The organism is Mesorhizobium yinganensis, from assembly GCF_040081985.1.
Taxonomy (GTDB): Bacteria; Pseudomonadota; Alphaproteobacteria; order Rhizobiales; family Rhizobiaceae; genus Kumtagia; species Kumtagia yinganensis.
In genome coordinates this window covers 83,415-98,787 of sequence record NZ_JBEBMH010000011.1, presented here as the reverse complement: position 1 = coordinate 98,787, position 15,373 = coordinate 83,415, and the positions used below count along the sequence as shown (strand labels likewise).

Here is a 15,373-nt window from a genome sequence, read left to right as displayed (position 1 = left end):
TCATGCTGCTTTTCCTGCTCGCCTATCTCGGCGGCGTGCTGACGATCGTCAGCCCGTGCATTCTGCCGGTGCTGCCTTTCGTCTTCGCTCGCGCCGACCGGCCCTTCCTGCGCAGCGGCCTGCCGATGCTGATCGGCATGGCGTTGACTTTCGCGCTGGTCGCCAGCCTGGCGGCGGTGGCCGGCGGCTGGGCGGTCGAGGCCAATCGCTGGGGACGCTTCGCGGCGATCCTGCTGCTTGGCTTCTTCGGCATCACCCTGCTGTTTCCCAGCCTGTCGGCCCGGCTGACGCAGCCGCTGGTCGATCTCGGCGCGCGGCTGTCGCTCGGCGCCGACGTGGCGACCGCCAAAGGCAAGGGCGGCATCTGGCCGTCGCTGCTGCTCGGCGTGGCGACCGGCCTGCTGTGGGCCCCTTGCGCCGGTCCCGTCCTCGGACTGATCCTGACCGGCGCGGCACTGAATGGCGCCAATGCCGGGACGACGCTGCTGCTTGCCGCTTTTGCCGCTGGTGCGGCGACCTCGCTGGCGCTGGCCCTGCTGGTCGGCGGAAAAGTGTTCGCGGCGATGAAGCGCTCGCTCGGCGCCGGCGAATGGGTGCGGCGTGGGCTGGGTGTCGCCGTGCTGGCGGCGGTCGTGGCGATCTTCCTTGGTCTCGACACCGGCTTCTTGACGCGGGTGTCGCTGGCCAGCACCGCGGCGCTGGAGCAGGGATTGCTCGACAGGCTGCATCCGGAGGACCAAGCCGCGATGGCAGCACCGTCCGTGGTGATGGATGGCGGGGCGGCAATGAGCGGCGGCACGGCGATGATGTCCGGAGGTCCCGCGATGAATGGCGGTCCGGCGATGCAGAAAGACGCACCGGCCATGAACGGCGGTCCCGCAATGATGGCAGGGAACCCCGCCATGATGGCCGGCAACACGGCAATGACCGGTACGCCCGCTATGACAGGAGCTCCTGCCATGACCAGGGCTCCGGCGATGACCGGCGGGAACGCCATGATGGCGGGCAATTCGGCCATGGCCGGTGGACAGGCGATGATGGCCAACAAGCCGCAAGGCGCTTCCGATGCACTCCCGGTCGAAGGCGTGTTGCCGGCGCTGAACGGCGCGGCGGAATGGCTGAACTCGCCGCCGCTGAGCGCTGAACAGCTCAAGGGCAAAGTCGTGCTGATCGACTTCTGGACCTATTCCTGCATCAACTGCCTGCGCACCATTCCCTACGTGAAGGCGTGGGCGGAAAAGTACAAGGACCAAGGCCTCGTCGTGATCGGCGTGCACACGCCGGAATTCGCCTTCGAGAAGGACATCGGCAACGTCACCAAAGCCGCGGCCGACCTCGGCGTCGCCTATCCGGTGGCGGTCGACAATGATTATGCGATCTGGCGGGCCTTCAACAACCGCTACTGGCCGGCGCATTATTTCATCGACGCGCAAGGGCGCATCCGCCACCACCAGTTCGGCGAGGGCGGGTATGACGAGTCCGAGCGTGTGATCCAGGCATTGCTGGCGGAAGCCGGAAACACCGCCGCGGCGGCCGACCTCGTCAAGGTCAGCGCCACCGGCGCGCAGGCGGCATCCGACATGGCCGACGTGCTGTCGCCGGAGACCTATCTGGGCTACGAGCGCGCCGAAAATTTCGTGTCGCCCGGCGGCGCGGTTCAGGACGCGGCGCATGACTATGCGGATGGCGGCCCGCGTCTGAACGAATGGGGGCTTTCGGGCAAATGGACGGTCGGCCGCGAGAATGCGACGCTCGATGCCTCTGACGGCAGCATCGTTTACAAGTTCCATGCCCGTGACCTGCATCTGGTGCTGGGTTCGGGGCCGGGTGGCAAGCCGGTGCGGTTCCGCGTCACCATCGACGGTGCGGCCCCCGGCGACGCCCACGGCATGGACATCGACGCCGACGGGCAGGGCACGGTGACCGGACAGCGGCTCTACCAGCTCGTCCGCCAGAAGGGAGAGGTGAAGGACCGCACCTTCGAGATCAAATTCCTCGACCCCGGCGTGCAAGCATACGCATTCACCTTCGGCTGAATTTTCTTCCAAGGAGTACGTCAATGACGATACGAATCCTCAATCAACACGGCCTGCGCCGCCCGGCGCTTCTGCTTGCGGCGGCGCTCGCTTCCGCCAGCGCTTTCGCCATGATGCCGGCATCGGCGCAGGAAGGCATCGCGATCCCGGCGCCGGCCGTCGACGAGCCCGCCGGGCAAGGCAAGACGGAGACCGCCGTGCTGGCCGGTGGTTGCTTCTGGGGCGTACAGGGCGTGTTCCAGCGCGTCGCCGGCGTTAGCAACGCCGTGTCGGGTTATGCCGGCGGCGAACAAGACACCGCGCACTATGAGATGGTCGGCTCGGGAGCGACCGGCCATGCCGAGTCGGTAAAAATCACCTTCGACCCGTCGAAGATCAGCTACGGCAAGATCTTGCAGGTGTATTTCTCGGTGGCGCACGACCCGACCGAACTGAACCGCCAGGGGCCGGATGTCGGCACGCAATACCGAACGGCGATTTTTCCGGAGAACGAGGAGCAGGCCAAGGTCGCCAAAGCCTACATCGCGCAGCTCAACCAGGCGCGGGTGTTCAACGCGGCGATCGTCACCAAGATCGAGCCCGGCCGCACCTTCTACCCGGCCGAGGGCTATCATCAGGACTATCTGACGCTGAATCCAAGCCAGCCCTACATCGTCTACAACGACCTGCCGAAGATCGACAATCTGAAGCGCATCTTCCCCGACCTCTATCGGGACGACCCGGCGCTGGTGTCGGAAGCGAGCGTATCCAATTGACCGGTGATCGTCGGGCTGACGGATTGTCGGAAAGGCCGCTCGCTTAAGTACCGCGCTCGATCAGAAACCGGTGCCCGGTGCCATTCGGCTCGCTCTTGACCAGCCGATGCCCTGACTCGTGACAAAATGCAGGTATGTCGATGACCGCGAGCGGGTCGGTGGTCTCGAGCCAGAGCAGGCTTCCGGCCGACATGGCCTTGAGCCGTTTGCGCGCCTTGAGCACGGGGAGGGGACAGTTCAGCCCCTTCAGGTCGTAGACCTCTACCTGATCCCCGGCTTGCAACACGCCCTGGCGAATCGGCGTCGGCCTAGCTGCCGAACAGGTTAGTGATGCGCTTGCCGACACGGCCGAGGAAGCCCGGCTTCTCGGCCGGAGCCGCCGCCTCGACGACAGGCTCGGGTTGCGGGTTCTTGGCAGCTTCGGCCGCGGCGATCTCGGCTTGCTTGGCGGCTTCGGCGGCGGCGATCTCGGCAGCTTTGGCGGCGGCCTTCTGCTCTTCCGCCAGCCGCGCAGCCGCCGCCTTCTCCTCGGCGATGCGCTTCTTCTCGGCGTCGGCGGCCTCAAGCGCGGCCATCTTGCGGCCGGCGGGCGAGTCGATGCGGCCCATGCGGCTGGTCTGCACGACCGTTCCGGTCGCAGTCATCGACGGCGGCTCCACGGTGATACGTTCGCCGCGCGCCCGCCGCTTGGTCCAGTCGGACACCAGCTTGGCTTCCTGGATACCCAGGATGCTCGGCTTCGGCGCCAGCGCATCGTTCGATTTGACGGCGCTGGCGAAGGCAGCCTCGTAGCCAGTCTGGTAAGACTGATAGGCCATCTTAAGCGAATCGGGCTGAGCGACGGCAGGGCAGGCGCCGGATGGCGAGAGCGAGGCACCGGGGGCTGCCGCGTTGAACACGTAGCGCTTCTCGCAGACGTCGACCTTCGGCGGCGTCTTGGTGATCTCGAAATAGTCGTAGCCTTCCTTCAAATTCTTCCAGAAGGCGTAGTTGGGGTCGTCGCGATAGCGCGCCATATTGGCGGCCGTCATGCGGAACGGGAAGGACTGGATCTGGAACTCGGTCTGGCCGCCTTTGAAGGATTCCCGCGCGATGGCGTAGATTTCCGTCATCTGCGAATTGTTCATCGAGAAGCAACCCGACGACGAGCAGGCGCCGTGAACCATCAGGTTCGAACCGGTGCGGCCGTTGGCGCGGTCATAGGCGTTGGGATAACCGATGTTGAAGGCGAGATGGTACTTCGAGTTCGGGTTCATCTGCCCCGGACGGACGGTGTAGAACCCTTCCGGAGACTGGCGGTCGCCCTCGATGTATTTAGGCCCCAGCTTGCCCGACATCTTGCAGATTTCGTAGGACGCAAGCAGGTCGTAGCGGCCGTTGGTCTTCTGCTTCCAGATCTCGACCTTGTTTTCTTCCTTGAAGACCCGCGCGACGATCGGCGAGCCGCGCGCCATGTTCTTGGTGATCATGGCCTGCACGACTTTTTGCGGCAGCGGCGCGTTGGCATTGCCGCTGCTGCCGCCGCTCACCTCGAGCGTCGATTCGGTGCAGCCGGCCACGCCAAGCGCAAGAACCAGCAATCCGGCGCGTATCAGTCTGGTGGTCGTCGGTGTGGCGATCATCGGCATGCGTGTCGGCGTCAGTTCCGTGTGTCTCTCGGCCAGGCATTCTGCGCGCCGGCCATCGGCTTGACCATAGATTGGTTAACCTTGAGATTTGATTACCACAAGTCTTAACCGGCAGTCCCCTTGGTCGCAGCCCTCGACTAATCATTGAAGCGAACGAGGCGGCGAATTTGTGGCGAAATGCGGGCGGCACCTCCTACAGGTTGCGGCCGATCGCCAGATATTTCTCGCGCCGATGCTCGCGGAAATCCATGTTGGAGCCGGCGAAGTCCGAAAACGCCTTGCCGATCACTTCGCCGGCGGATTCGATCACCGCATCCGGCGAGCGGTGCGCGCCGCCGGTCGGTTCCGGCACGATGCCGTCGATGATCTTCATGTCGAGCAGATCCTGCGCCGTGATCTTCATCGAGGTCGCGGCATCACGGGACCGTGTTGTGTCGCGCCAGAGGATCGAGGCCGCGCCCTCCGGCGAGATAACCGAATAGATTGCGTGCTCCAGCATGTAGACGCGGTTGGCGGTGGCAATGGCGATCGCACCGCCGGAGCCGCCCTCGCCGATCACCACCGAGACCGACGGCACTTTAAGCGCCAGGCAGGCCGAGGTGGAGCGGGCGATGGCCTCCGCCTGGCCTCGCTCCTCGGCGTCGACGCCGGGATAGGCGCCGGCGGTGTCGACCAGCGTCAGCAAAGGAATGCCGAAGCGGTCGGCAAGCTCCATGACACGCACCGCCTTGCGGTAACCCTCCGGGCGCGGCGAGCCGAAATTGTGCTTGAGCCGGCTCTTGGTGTCGGAGCCCTTCTCCTGGCCGAGCAGCGCCACAGGCTCGCCCCTGAAGCGGCCGAAGCCGGCGATGATGGCGTGGTCGTCGCCGAAGGCGCGGTCGCCGGCCAGAGGGGTGAAGTCGGTGATCAGCTTTTCGACATAGCTCAGGCAGTGCGGCCGGTCGGGATGGCGGGCCACCTGCACTTTCTGCCAGGGCGTCAGCGCCTTGTAGAGATCGCGCAACGCATCCTTGGAGCGCTTCTCCAGCCGTCCGATCTCCTCGGCGACATCGACCGCCTCGCCATTCTCAGCAAGCTTTCGCAGTTCGATGATCTTGCCTTCGAGATCGGCGACCGGCTTTTCGAAATCGAGATAATTGTACATGCGCTCTCGGACGTGCGAGCCCGTCGGGTCGGGCCGTTGAACGGGGCTGGCGGCCGGAACGCCGCTGAAATCCGCCTCCACATACCGTCAGCTGGGCGTGTCGGCAAGCGGATGATGGTCGTTGACGAGACGCACCAGCCTTTCCTCCAGCACATGGGTGTAGATCTGGGTGGTCGAGATGTCGGCATGGCCGAGCAATTGCTGCACGGCGCGCAGATCCGCACCGTTCTGAAGGAGATGGCTGGCGAAGGCGTGGCGGATGACGTGCGGCGAGATTTTGGCCGCCGATATTCCGGCGCGCGCCGCCAAGGCCTTGAGATCCCTGGCGAAAACCTGGCGTGCCAGGAAGCCGCTATCGGAGGCGGCCGGGAACAGGAACGGGCTTTCGGCGAAGGCAGGGGCCTTTGCCCGGATGGCGTGCCAGGCGCGCATGGCGGTTCGCGCTTTCGGCGACAGCGGCACCAGGCGTTCCTTGTTGCCCTTGCCGGTGACGACGAAGAACCGCTCGTCTCGCATCGCCACCGACAGCGGCAGGCCGACCAGTTCGGAAACCCGCAGGCCGGTGGCGTAGAGAACCTCGACAAGCGCGTGCATGCGAACGGCCTGCGGGTCATGCGGCTTTTCGGCGGCCTCCGTTGCCGCACGGTCAAGCAGTCGCGAGGTCTCGGCCTCGCCGAGAATCTTCGGCAATGGACGCTCCTTGCGCGGGGCGTCGAGCGTACCGGTCGGGTCATCGGGCCGGACGCCCTCGCTGTAGAGGAATTTGTAGAACTGCCGCAGCACCGAGAGTTTTCGCGCCTGCGAAGTCGCTGCGAAGCCGCGCGAGGCGATGTCGCCGAGATAGGCGCGCAGGGCCGCGGTATCGGCGCTGCCGAGGTCGCCGACGACCTCCGCCGCGTCGTCGAGGTCGCGGCGGTAGCTGGCCAGCGTGTTGGCGGCCGCACCCCGCTCCGCGCTCATCATCTCTAGAAAAGCCTCGATGCGGACGGAATCTCTCATGGTTTTGCGATCCTGTCCCCGATCGGAACGTCGACGGTCATCTCACCTTGGCGAGGCGTGACGAAGGTTGCGAGCGCGAACATCGCCGCATAGACGATGAGAACCACGATGCCGATGAACATCACGAAGCGAGAAAGGGTCGGCATCAGGCGACTCGGTCCCATTGGGCCCTGCCGCTTATCGCCTGGGGCACCCCGCAGTTCAAGACACCGGGCGCAGGCAGGGGCCGGGGCGAGAGCCCAACGCTATTTGGGCGGCGGTGGCTGCCCTTCCCAGCGTGGCAGGCTTTCGTCGATGCATGCCCATTGCGGAGCCGAGGCGGTCCAGATCGTCGCCGCCGGCTGTGCGAGACCAGGGTCGTCAAGAGTGCCTGCCCGGACAAACACCAGATGCGGGCGGGATTCCGCCTCGCTGAACATGTGCGTGCCGCAGACCGGGCAGAAGCGCCGGTGCATCCTGTTGCCGCTGTCGGCGACGCTGACGAAGTCGCTGAGTTCGCCGGTGACCGACAGTCCCTCGGACGGAAAGCAGGTGCTGACGGCCGCATTCCCGGTCGCAAAATACTGGCACACGCGGCACCAGCACAGCCGCGTGATGATCGGTTCGGCATCGGTCCGATAGCGGACGGCGCCGCACAGGCATCCTCCCGAAATCATTCGCCCTCCCGCTGGTCCCATCAGATGGCCAACCGTCTCTCGCCATCATGGGCCGAAGAACCATGCGAGGCAAATCAGCGCATGAAGCCCGGTATGCCCAGCGGGTTGCCCGCCAGCGCGGCCCTGTCCGGCGTGTCGATCGCCGGTTTTGCGGTGATGATCGCAAACAGCCGGCGCACGTAATCCTCCGGCATGTCGAGCGTGATCAGCACCAGCCGTACACCCCGCGTCCCGTCCGGCCAGGACGGCATGCGGGCCGGTGGATGCAGCGTCTTTTGCACGCCGTGGATCACCAGCGGCCGCCGCGGGTCCTCGCGCAACTCGATGATGCCCTTCATGCGCAGCAGTTTTTCGCCATGCACGGACAGAAGCAGGTCGAGGAACATCTCGACCGCCGAATAGGGCACCGGCCCGTCATGGACCAGCGAGAAGGATCTTATGCGCTCGTCGTGGGCGTGATGATGGTAGCCGTGGTGTTCGTGATCGTGATGATCGTGGCCGTCATGGTGATGCCCGTAGGGGGCTTGCCCATGATGGTCGTGATCGTGATCATGGTGGTGATCGTCGGCCGCCTCGCCCAGCCAGCGGCGCACATCCGCCGTCTTGGTCGCCGGATCGTAGAGGCCGCAGGCGAGGACCGATGACGCGCCTGCGTCGCGCACATCAAGGATCGCGGCGTTGGGGTTGAGCACCCGCAGCCGGCGTTTCAGCGCCTCCAGTTCGGTCGGCTCGACGACCAGATCGGCCTTGGTGACGACCAGCCGGTCGGCCACCGCCGCCTGCTTCACGGCCTCGACATGATTGTCCAGCGTCGCCGCTCCGTTGACCGCGTCGACCAGCGTGATCACCCCGTCGAGCCGGAACGCCTGCACCAGTGCCGGATGCGCCATGATCGACTGCAGCACCGGCGCCGGATCGGCGAGCCCGGTGGTTTCGATGACGACGCGCGCCAGATTGCCGATGCGGCCGGTCTGGACGCGGTCGATCAGGTCGGCCAGCGTATCGACCAGTTCGCCGCGGACCGTGCAGCACAGGCAGCCGTCGGAAAGCTCGATGACCCCGTCGGAAGACTGGTCCACCAGCAGGTGGTCGATCGCCACGTCGCCGAACTCGTTGACGATGACGGCGGTGTCCTTCAGCGCCGGGTCCTTGAGCAGCCGGTTGAGCAGCGTCGTCTTGCCGGCGCCGAGAAAGCCGGTCAGCACCGAGACGGGAATGGGAAAATCGGTCACAAGAAACCTACGCCAGTTCGGGTCCGGATCGGAAGTGGTAAGGCGCCGAGACTATTGCAAGGCCATGCTGGCGTCGCCCTGCTCCACGGTTCGCAGACCGGGCACCGGCATATCGGGCCGCCAGCTCGGGATCGGCACGTCGGCGACTTCGTCGGCTATGGCCATCGCCTTGGCCGCCGGCCCCTGCGCGCCGCCGAGCTGGATCGGCACCAGCCTGCGCGGGCGCGGCAGGTCGGCGGAATAGATCGCCTCGGGCATGACCGCCTTGCCGGCCTTCACCGCTGCGACCAGTTCCTTGTATTTCTTGGCGCGGGCGGCGCGTGCCTTTTTCGAGCAAAGCTGGTCGGTCATGTCGACCGGCACGTTCGGCCCGGTTGCCGTCCGCTTGAGTTCTGCGATGGTGGGTCCCGTGCCCGGCGCGGAGGCAAAACCGCGCGACAGCAGGCCGGCCGCCTCTTCGTCGCGGGCAGAGATGGTTTCCCCGCCGACGACGATCGCCATCAGCGTGCGGCCGTTGCGGGTGGCCGATGCCACCAGGTTGAAGCCGGCCGGGCAGGTGTAACCGGTCTTCATGCCGTCGGCGCCGTCGTAGCGGGCGAGCAGATTGTTGTGGCTCGGCACTTCCTTGCCGTCGGAGAGCAGGCCCTCGATGGAAAAGTAGTCGGAATATTGCGGGAAATCATGGCGCAATGCCTCCGACAGGATCGCGAGGTCGTGAACCGATGTATATTGCTGCTCGTCATGCAGCCCATGCTGGTTCACCCAGTGCGAATCATTCATTCCCAGCCGCTGCGATTCGGCGTTCATGCGCGCCGCGAAGGCTGCCTGCGAGCCTGCCACGCTTTCGCCGATCGACCGCGCGACGTCGTTGGCCGACTTGACCATGATGATCTTCAGCGCATTGTCGAGCGTCAGCACGGAACCCGGCGGGTAGCCCATCTTGCTCGGCGGCAGTTGTGACGCGGCCTTGGAAATGCGCACCGGCGACGAGAACGTCACTTCCCCCGCCTGGATCGCGCGGAACACGACATAGGTGGTCATCAGCTTGCTGAGCGAAGCCGGATACCAGCGCTGGAACGGGTCGTCGCTTTCGATGACCCGGCCTGTCGCCACGTCGAACAGGATCGAGGGATTGGCCGAGGCCGGAACGGCGTGCAGGGCCGCGGTGGCGATCAGGGCGGAAAGAATCAGGGGAAGCCGGATCATCGTTTCGGAAATAGCCTCTTGCCGTGAACGATTGTAGCTCAATAAGCTCAGCGCCGCGTCGGCACGGGCGAAGCCAAAGCAGCCGGAAGGTGCTATTTAGCCTATGTGACGCCAAAATGGCAAAGCCCGCATGGCGACGCAGTCATGAGGGGAAACGAGCGAAAATGGAATTCACAAAATGCCGATACTGAATCGCGTCGCAGAATTGCAGGACGAAGTGGCGGGATGGCGACGTCACATCCATCAGAACCCGGAACTGCAGTATGACGTATTCGAAACCGCGCGTTTCGTCGAGCAGAAGCTGAAGGAGTTCGGCTGTGACGAGGTCGCGCCGGGCATCGGCCGCACCGGCGTTGTCGGTATCATCAAGGGCCGGCTCGGCGAGGGCCGCACGGTCGGCCTGCGCGCCGACATGGACGCCCTGCCGATCCGCGAGACTACCGGCAAGCCCTACGCCTCGAAGAACCACGGCAAGATGCATGCCTGCGGTCATGACGGCCACACTGCGATGCTGCTCGGCGCGGCCAAGTATCTCGCCGAGACGCGCAACTTCGCGGGTTCGGTCGCCGTCATCTTCCAGCCGGCGGAGGAGGGCGGCGCGGGTGGCCTGGCCATGGTCAAGGACGGCATGATGGAGCGTTTCGGCATCCAGAAGGTCTATGGCATGCACAATATGCCCGGCCTGCCGCTCGGCCATTTCGCCATCCGGCCCGGCCCGATCATGGCGGCGACGGCGGAGTTCACCATCACCGTCAAGGGCCGCGGCGGCCATGCCGCCCAGCCGCACCGGACCATCGACCCGATCGTGGTGGGGAGCCATCTGGTCGTGGCGCTGCAAACCGTCGCCTCGCGCTCGACCGACCCGGTCGATTCGCTGGTGGTCACGGTGACGAAATTCCATGGCGGCGACGCCTACAACGTCATTCCCGAGCATGTGGAGGTCGCCGGCACGGTGCGCACCTTGCGCAAGGAGGTCGCGGCGAGCGCGCGCGAGCGCATGCAGGCAATCTGCGACGGCGTTGCCGCAAGCTTCGGCGCGTCCATCCATTTCGACTTCGACGCCAACTATCCGGTGACCGTCAACGACGCCGAGCAAGCGGAATTCGCCGGAGATGTCGCAACCGTGATCGCCGGCGAGGCGCAGGTGCATCGCGGCATCCCGCCGTTGATGGGCGGCGAGGATTTTTCCTACATGCTGGAGGCCCGTCCCGGGGCTTTCATTTTCATCGGCAATGGCGAGAGCGCCAACCTCCACCACCCCGCCTACGACTTCAACGACGAGGTCATCCCGCACGGCGTGAGTTATTGGGTGAGGCTGGCGGAGACCTCGCTGGCGGCGTGAGGGGAGTGCAGGGCCACTATCCCTTCCAGTTCAGCACCTTCCCCGCCTCGAAAAATCCTGCCCAGGAATCTTTATCCTTCAGCACCTTCGCCATCGCCTCGTTACCGATGGCGAAGTGGTCGGGCGTCAGGCTGTCGAGCATATGCCATGGCACGGGCACGGAGACGGTCGCGCCCGGTTTGCCGCGTGCGGAGAACGGCGCGACCGTCGTCGAGCCCCGCCCGTTGCGCAGATAGTCGATGAAGATGCGGCCGGTGCGCGCCTTCTTCGACAGGGTCGCGGTGTATTTGTCCGGCTCGGTCTCGGCCATCGCGTGGGCGAAGTCGTGAGCAAAGCCTTTCACGGCGGCCCAGTCGGCCTTCGGCTTCAACGGCACGACGACGTGAAAACCCTTGCCGCCTGAGGTCTTGAGGAATGACGGCAGGCCGAGTTCGTCCAGCTTCGCCTTGACCGCCCAGGTCGCCTTGCGGACATCCTCGACGCCCAGCCCCTCGTCTGGATCGAGGTCGAATACGACCTGGTCGGGCGTCTCGATTGCCTCGGTCGTCGCCCCCCAGATGTGTACCTCGACGACGCCGAACTGCACCAGCGCCGACAGGCCCTCGAAATCGCTGATGAACAGCAGTTCCTCGCCGTCATCCGGGTCCTTCATCCTGCGGATCGCTTCGTGCATGCCTTTCGAGGCATGTTTCTGGAAGAAGCGCGGGCCTTCCACCCCGTCCGGCGCGCGCACCAGGCTCAGCGGCCGGTCGATCACGAAACGCTGCATGCGCGGCCAGACGGCCTCGTAGTGCTCGAGCAGGCCCTGCTTGGTGACGCCGGCCTTCGGCCACAGCAGCTTTTCGGGATGCGTCAGCGTCACGGCGGTCTGCCTCCCCTGTCCGGCCCGGCTTCGCGTTACGCTTTTTGGCGCGCCGGAGGTCTTCTTCTCCGGCTCGTCCGCCGCAGGCATTTCAGCGACGACCTCCTTAGCGGGCTTGTCGTCGCGAAAGCCCTGGAAGGAAGAATGCCGTATGATGCCGTCCGCCGTCCAGCTTCGGAATTCGATCTCGGCGACCAGTTGCGGCTTCAGCCAGATCGCATCCTTCTGGCCGGCGGGAGTCTTGTCGAAGGGCGAGGATTTTGTCTTCAAAGCATCCATTCGCTGCTTCAGCTCGTAGCCCATGCGGTTCGAGAAGCCGGTGCCGACGCGGCCCGCATAGTGCAGTTTGCCCTTGTCGTTATAGCCGACCAGCAGCGAGCGCACGCCGCGCCCGGCCGCGTTGGACGGCACGTAGCCGACGATCACGAACTCCTGGCGGTTGGTGCATTTCGACTTGATCCAGTCGAGGCTGCGGCCGCTCTCGTAGGGTGCGTCGGCGCGCTTGGACACCACGCCTTCCAGCCCCATGCGGCAGGCATGGCGCAGCATGGTTTTCCCGGGCTCGACGAAATGCTCGCTGTAGCGCAGTGGGCCATCGCGCTCGCCAAGAAGCGTTTCCAGCCGTTGCTTGCGCTCGACCAGCGGCTCGTCGCGAAGATCCTGGCCATCGAGATGGAGCAGGTCGAAGACGTAGAAGATCATCTTCTCCGTCTGCTTGCCGGAGAGCGCGGCCTGCAGCGCCGAAAACGATGCCACGCCATTTTCGGAGAGCACGACGATCTCGCCGTCGATGACAGCATTATCGCAGTCGAGGCCGGACAGCGCTTCGTCGATCGCCTTGCCGAATTTATCGGTCCAGTCGAGACCCTTTCGGGTCAACAGCCTTGCCTTGCCGCCATCGAGATGCGCCTGGATGCGATAGCCGTCGAATTTTACCTCGTGGAGCCATTCGCCGCCCGACGGCGGCTGCGTGCGCAGCGTCGCCAGCATCGGCTCGACGAAGTCCGGCATGTTTTCCGCCGTCGTCTTCGCCCGGCCTTTGGCGGCAGTCTCGGTCTTGCCGTTGCCTTTTGCTACCGGCTTGCGGTCAGCCCGCGCCGGCCGGCCTTCGGCGACGTCCTCGATGGTCCGGCCAGTGGTGACCGACTGCGGCGCGTCAACCAAAATATCCTCGCCGGGCCGGGCGAAAGCATCGTCGGACTTGATCAGCAGCCAGTTGTCCTTCTTCTCGCCGGGCCGAGGCCGCAGGCGCACCAGATGCCAGTCGCCGTTCAGCTTGTTGCCCTTGAGCGTGAAATCGATATGGCCCTTCTTCATTGCCTTGGCAGGGTGGTGCTTCGGCGTCCACTCGCCTTCGTCCCAGACGATGACTGCGCCGGCGCCATATTGGCCCTCGGGGATCACCCCTTCGAAGCTGCCGTAGTCCAGCGGATGGTCCTCGACATGCACGGCCAGCCGCTTCTCATGCGGATCGAGGCTGGGGCCGCGCGTCACGGCCCAGCTCCAGAGAACCCCATCGTGCTCCAGCCTGAGATCGTAGTGGAGGCGGGTTGCGTCGTGCTTGTGGATCACGAATTTCCCGCCCCCAGCCGTTTCGGCCTTGCGATGTCCTTCGCCCGACGGCTCGCTGGTGATGCGAAAGTCGCGCTTGGCGCGATAGGTGGAGAGAGGGTCGTGCGTGGCCGGCATGGTCAGGCCTGCTTGCGGCCTGACGGCGAAGACTTGGCCTTGCGCTTGGGCGGCGCTTTGCGCCGGCCGGACGATTTGGCCTCCGTGTCATCCGCTTCGTCGCCGGCCGTGTCGGCGTCACCGGCAAGGCTCTTTTTCAGCGCGTCGAACAGGTTGACGACGTTGGAGGGTTTCGGGGCGGGCTTGGCCTTGGCCGGCTTGCGCCCGGCCTTTTTCGACCTGATCAGGTCGAGCAGGGCGTTTTCATACCCGTCTTCGAACGTCTCCGGATCGAACTTGCCCTTGTTGCGGTCAATGAACCGCTCCGCGAGTGCGACCATTTCCTTGTCGAGGTCGGGCTGCTTGCCCTTTTCGATCATATCGCCGGCCTCCCGCACGGTGCTGTCGTAGCGCAGCGTCGTCAGCAGCATGCCGTTTTCGAACGGTTCGATCACCACCGGCCTCTCGCGCCGGTAGAGCACGATCTTCGCCAGCCCGGCCATCTTTTTCCGCGCCAAGGCATCGCGGATCACCGCGAAGGCTTCTTCCGAAACCTTGTCTGCCGGGGCGAGATAGTAGGGCGTTTCGAGGTAGATCTGGTCTATGTCGGCCTTCGAGACGAATCCTTCGAGATTGAGGGTATGCGAGGCCTCTATCTGCACCGCCTCGATGTCCTCCTCCTCGATCAGCAGGTATTCGTCCTTACCGGTCTCGTAGCCTTTCACCTCGTCCTTCTCCGACAGCCGCTTGCCGCTCTCGGCGTCGATATATTGGCGCTTCACGGTATTGCCGGTGGCGCGGTTGACGATACGGAATGAGACTTTCTCGCTCTGTGTCGTCGCGTTGGACAATTCGACCGCGCAGGTGACCAGGGAAAGTTTCAGATAGCCTTTCCAGGCGGGGCGCGGCGCCATGTCAGGTGTCCAGCCGGATCGTCGAGCGCACCGGCAGCACGAAGGCGCGCGCCGCATCCATGTCGTCGTCGCTCAGGGTGCGCGCACTGCGGTCGGCCAAGCCCATGCGCATCTCCGGCGAGAACACACCCGCGGCAACCGCGTCCTGAAGCGCCTCGCGCGCCTCCCTTTCCGCGTTGACCAAAGCCGAGAGGGCGAGGATGAGGCGGTCGCGATGATCCATGGTGATTTCCTGCATGAGCGTCCACCGGGAACCGGGATTACCCGATTCCCCGGCGAACGCTGGGGACAGTCCTGGCCGGACTGCCGGATAACGCAGGGCGCTTGCCCTGGTTCCCCGGAAATGGCACTTCGCGCGTGGATCGTAGGCCGATCGGCCGAAGGATCGAAACAGGCTCGCGGATACGGTGGCTGAAATGGAGTTCTCACGTCTGGCGGATCAGCCTGAGGAAGAGGTTCTGGCGCTGAACAACGCGCATGCGGCCGAACTGTCTTGGCTGGAACCCGACGATCTCCGCCATCTGATCGCCCAAGCCTTTTACGCCGAGGCCGTTGGCGAATGCGACGCCTTCCTGATCGCCTTCGACCAGGACGCCGACTATGCCAGCCCGAATTTCCAGTGGTTCCGTGCCCGCTATCGGCGCTTCGTCTATGTCGACCGCGTCGTCGTCTCGCCGGCCGCGCGCGGCCGCGGCCTTGCGCGCACGCTATACCATGACCTGTTCGACAGGGCGGCCGTGGCGGGCCATACGACGGTCACCTGCGAGGTCAATGCCGAGCCGCCCAATCCTGCGTCGGACGCCTTTCACGCGGCGCTTGGCTTCACCGTGGTCGGCAGCGCCCCCATCCATGACGGCAGGAAGACCGTGCGTTATTTTGCGCGGGACTTGTGATGGGCGGGCCGCCACACGATCGGAAAGAGATTCTTAAC

The 15,373-nt window shown here is 64.9% G+C and carries 15 protein-coding genes; 4 read left to right on the top strand and 11 right to left on the bottom strand.

From position 1 onward, the window contains the following. Nucleotides 1-2: 2 nt before the first annotated feature. Nucleotides 3-2,036, top strand: coding sequence for a cytochrome c biogenesis protein DipZ (locus tag ABMA59_RS20375; RefSeq protein ID WP_349007216.1), 2,034 nt, complete (start codon nt 3-5; stop codon nt 2,034-2,036). A gap of 23 nt (nt 2,037-2,059) precedes the next feature. Then, a complete protein-coding gene (gene msrA, locus ABMA59_RS20370) occupies nt 2,060-2,791 on the top strand; it encodes a peptide-methionine (S)-S-oxide reductase MsrA (RefSeq protein WP_349007215.1) in 732 nt (243 codons plus the stop codon). A 43-nt stretch (nt 2,792-2,834) separates the two neighbouring features. Here msrA and ABMA59_RS20365 read toward each other — a convergent pair whose 3' ends face one another. The 8 genes from ABMA59_RS20365 to ABMA59_RS20330 all read right to left on the bottom strand — a co-directional run bounded on the left by ABMA59_RS20365 (nt 2,835) and on the right by ABMA59_RS20330 (nt 9,656). After that, nucleotides 2,835-3,074, bottom strand: a complete 240-nt coding sequence (locus ABMA59_RS20365) for a sulfurtransferase TusA family protein (RefSeq protein WP_349007214.1) — start codon at nt 3,072-3,074, stop codon at nt 2,835-2,837. A gap of 25 nt (nt 3,075-3,099) precedes the next feature. After that, on the bottom strand, nt 3,100-4,419 hold the full coding sequence (locus tag ABMA59_RS20360; protein WP_349007213.1) for a L,D-transpeptidase family protein: 1,320 nt from the start codon (nt 4,417-4,419) through the stop codon (nt 3,100-3,102). A 193-nt stretch (nt 4,420-4,612) separates the two neighbouring features. Then, the gene (locus ABMA59_RS20355) at nt 4,613-5,563 is read right to left on the bottom strand and encodes an acetyl-CoA carboxylase carboxyltransferase subunit alpha (protein WP_349007212.1); all 951 of its coding nucleotides are present in this window, start codon (nt 5,561-5,563) and stop codon (nt 4,613-4,615) included. Between the two features lie 87 nt (nt 5,564-5,650). After that, nucleotides 5,651-6,562, bottom strand: coding sequence for a site-specific tyrosine recombinase XerD (locus tag ABMA59_RS20350; RefSeq protein ID WP_349007211.1), 912 nt, complete (start codon nt 6,560-6,562; stop codon nt 5,651-5,653). After that, complete coding sequence (locus ABMA59_RS20345) at nt 6,559-6,708, bottom strand: histidine kinase (RefSeq protein WP_349007210.1); 150 nt, start codon at nt 6,706-6,708, stop codon at nt 6,559-6,561. Before ABMA59_RS20345 ends, ABMA59_RS20350 begins: the two co-directional genes overlap by 4 nt. A gap of 99 nt (nt 6,709-6,807) precedes the next feature. Then, complete coding sequence (locus ABMA59_RS20340) at nt 6,808-7,218, bottom strand: GFA family protein (RefSeq protein WP_349007209.1); 411 nt, start codon at nt 7,216-7,218, stop codon at nt 6,808-6,810. Nucleotides 7,219-7,292: 74 nt separating this feature from the next. Continuing rightward, the gene (locus tag ABMA59_RS20335; RefSeq protein ID WP_349007208.1) at nt 7,293-8,450 is read right to left on the bottom strand and encodes a CobW family GTP-binding protein; all 1,158 of its coding nucleotides are present in this window, start codon (nt 8,448-8,450) and stop codon (nt 7,293-7,295) included. A gap of 51 nt (nt 8,451-8,501) precedes the next feature. After that, the gene (locus ABMA59_RS20330) at nt 8,502-9,656 is read right to left on the bottom strand and encodes a D-alanyl-D-alanine carboxypeptidase family protein (protein WP_349007207.1); all 1,155 of its coding nucleotides are present in this window, start codon (nt 9,654-9,656) and stop codon (nt 8,502-8,504) included. A 178-nt stretch (nt 9,657-9,834) separates the two neighbouring features. On the opposite strand from ABMA59_RS20330, the gene ABMA59_RS20325 reads away from it, so the two are divergent. Next, nucleotides 9,835-10,998 carry a M20 aminoacylase family protein gene (locus ABMA59_RS20325; RefSeq protein ID WP_349007206.1) on the top strand — a complete coding sequence of 388 codons (1,164 nt, stop codon included), beginning with the start codon at nt 9,835-9,837 and terminating at the stop codon, nt 10,996-10,998. 16 nt (nt 10,999-11,014) lie between these two features. On the opposite strand, the gene ligD is transcribed toward ABMA59_RS20325, so the two are convergent. The 3 genes from ligD to ABMA59_RS20310 are packed head-to-tail and all read right to left on the bottom strand — an operon-like array spanning nt 11,015 to nt 14,680. After that, the gene (gene ligD / locus ABMA59_RS20320) at nt 11,015-13,549 is read right to left on the bottom strand and encodes a DNA ligase D (RefSeq protein ID WP_349007205.1); all 2,535 of its coding nucleotides are present in this window, start codon (nt 13,547-13,549) and stop codon (nt 11,015-11,017) included. Between the two features lie 2 nt (nt 13,550-13,551). After that, nucleotides 13,552-14,442 carry a non-homologous end joining protein Ku gene (gene ku / locus ABMA59_RS20315; protein WP_349007204.1) on the bottom strand — a complete coding sequence of 297 codons (891 nt, stop codon included), beginning with the start codon at nt 14,440-14,442 and terminating at the stop codon, nt 13,552-13,554. Between the two features lies 1 nt (nt 14,443). Beyond that, nucleotides 14,444-14,680, bottom strand: coding sequence for a hypothetical protein (locus ABMA59_RS20310; protein WP_349007203.1), 237 nt, complete (start codon nt 14,678-14,680; stop codon nt 14,444-14,446). A gap of 178 nt (nt 14,681-14,858) precedes the next feature. On the opposite strand from ABMA59_RS20310, the gene ABMA59_RS20305 reads away from it, so the two are divergent. Then, complete coding sequence (locus ABMA59_RS20305) at nt 14,859-15,335, top strand: GNAT family N-acetyltransferase (RefSeq protein ID WP_349007202.1); 477 nt, start codon at nt 14,859-14,861, stop codon at nt 15,333-15,335. Nucleotides 15,336-15,373 lie beyond the last annotated feature (38 nt).